At 72.6% G+C, this 2,195-nt stretch carries 2 protein-coding genes; one reads left to right on the top strand and one right to left on the bottom strand.

Translation table 11 applies throughout. The features are described from left to right. Nucleotides 1-9 precede the first annotated feature (9 nt). Nucleotides 10-1,317 carry a multidrug effflux MFS transporter gene (locus JHN63_RS50775; protein ID WP_200691895.1) on the bottom strand — a complete coding sequence of 436 codons (1,308 nt, stop codon included), beginning with the start codon at nucleotides 1,315-1,317 and terminating at the stop codon, nucleotides 10-12. Between the two features lie 437 nt (nucleotides 1,318-1,754). Between JHN63_RS50775 and JHN63_RS50780 the strand changes: the two genes are divergently transcribed. Continuing rightward, a partial coding sequence (locus JHN63_RS50780; RefSeq protein ID WP_200691896.1) for a helix-turn-helix domain-containing protein occupies nucleotides 1,755-2,195 on the top strand: 441 nt, incomplete at its 3' end.

Below are 2,195 nucleotides of genomic sequence, written 5' to 3' on the forward strand. Positions count from 1 at the left end.
GGGGTGTGGTCAGGGGCGGGTCTCCGGCCCGGGCTGGTTCTGCCAGGGGCGGCACAGCAGCAGGAGGGAGGCGATCGCGGTCAGGGCGCTGCCGGTCTGGACGGCGGCCATGGGCAGTGCCGTGCCCTTGCCGGCGATGCCGACGAGGAGGGTGGCGATCGCGCCCATGGCGAAGCAGGAGGTGCCCACCAGTGCGGAGGCGGAGCCCGCGGCGTGCGGGGTGCGCATCAGGGCGAGCGCGTTGGTGTTGGGCAGGACCAGCCCCAGCGCGGAGATCATGACGAAGAGGCAGCAGGCGACCGGGATGGTGCCCGCGTCGCCGAAGACGCCCTGCGCCACCAGCAGCAGCACCGTCCCGGCCACCGCGATGACACCGAGCCCGGCGCCCAGGGCCCGGTCCAGGCGGACCCGGCCGACCAGGAGCTTGCCGTTGACGCGGCCCACGATCATCATGCCGAGCGAGTTGAGGCCGTAGAGGAGGGAGAAGGTCTGCGGGGAGGCGCCGTAGATGCCCTGGATGACGAAGGGGGAGGCGGCGATGTAGGAGAACAGGGCGCCGTAGGCGAAGCCGTTGACCATCACGTAGCCGGCGAAGACCCGGTCGGCGAGCAGGCCGCGCATGATGAACAGCGCCCCCAGCACCCCGCCGCCCCGGCGCCGGGCGGGCGGCAGGGTCTCGGGCAGCCGGCGCCACACCAGCGCGGTGAGCGCGACACCGATCACGGCCAGCACCAGGAAGACGCCCCGCCAGGCGGTGAAGCGCAGCACCTGTCCGCCCAGGACCGGCGCGGCGACCGGGGCGAGGCTGGAGACCAGCAGCAGGGTGGAGAAGAAACGGGCCATCTCCAGGCCGTCGTAGAGGTCGCGCACCACGGCGCGGGCGATGACGATGCCGGCCGCCCCCGCCAGGCCCTGCAGCAGCCGGCAGCCGATCAGCACCGCGGCGTCGGGCGCCAGCGCGCAGCTCACGGAGGCGACGACGTAGACGAGCAGGCCGGTCAGCAGCGGCCTGCGCCGCCCCCACCGGTCGCTCATCGGGCCGACGATCAGCTGGCCCAGCGCCATGCCGGTCAGGCACGCGGTCAGGGTCAGCTGGCCGCTGGTGGCGGAGGTGTGCAGGGTGCGGGTGACGTCCGGCAGTGCGGGCAGGTACATGTCCATCGACAGCGGCGGCACCGCGGACAGGGCGCCGAGCATGAAGGTGATCAGGGCCCCGGTCCGGCGCAGCCCCTCCAGCCGGCCGGCTGATCCGCCGGCCCGCGCCGGCGGTGCGGTCGACCGCTTGGTCCTGACGGTGGCTTCCTCGGCGCGAGACATTCGCCCTCCGTGTCCGGTCGTGTGGGTCTGCGCCGATGGTGGCAGCAGGCCGCTACAGAACCGGTCGGGTGCCGGTGGCGTGATCCGCGCGCCAACTCCGCACCCCCCGCCAGCAGTTGACGTGACCTACGTCACTTTGGGGGAGTCTTGGCGGGCGCGCCCCGGCCGTGTCACTATTTCGGCACGCCTCCCCTGCCCGAAAACATTTCGTACGGCGGACAGTCCGTACGGCGGGGGAGCGGCGGGGAGTTGAGGGACCGGGCGTCCCGACTCCCCCTTTTTTCTGCCCTGTTGTTCTCTCCTGTTTCTCTCCGCGCCCCTCGCGCGGCGGCGGCCGCGACCCCACGACCTCGTGACCCCATGACCTCGCGACCTCGTCCGGGTCTGCCGCCCCTTCACCCCCGTCACCGGCCGGACGGCTTTGGTCAGGAGCCCTCTTGGAGCAGCTCATGGAGCACCTCGTGCGGCATGCCGTCACCACGATCCGCGAACGCTTCTGGGAACCGCTGAGCCTGGAGGAGCTGGCACGTGGCGCGATGGTCAGCAAGTACCACTTCCTGCGCGTGTTCACCAAGGTCACCGGTGTCACCCCGGGACGGTTCCTGTGCGCGGTGCGGCTGCAGGAGGCCAAGGTCCTGCTGCTGGGCACCCGGCTGACCGTCGCCGACATCGCGGTACGGGTCGGCTACAGCAGCACCGGCAGTTTCACCCGCCGCTTCACCGAGCTGGTGGGACTGTCTCCCACGCGCTACCGCATGCTCTCCCTCGCCCCGCCCGTGCCCGAACCGCTCATGCCCGTGCCCGTGCCCGAACCGGCCGCGCCCGCACCCGAGCCGGTGCCCCGGGCGGACCGGGGCACCGGCACCGTCGGGTGCGGG

Origin of the sequence: Streptomyces sp. MBT65 (assembly GCF_016612545.1) — a bacterium.
Lineage (GTDB): Bacteria > Actinomycetota > Actinomycetes > Streptomycetales > Streptomycetaceae > Streptomyces.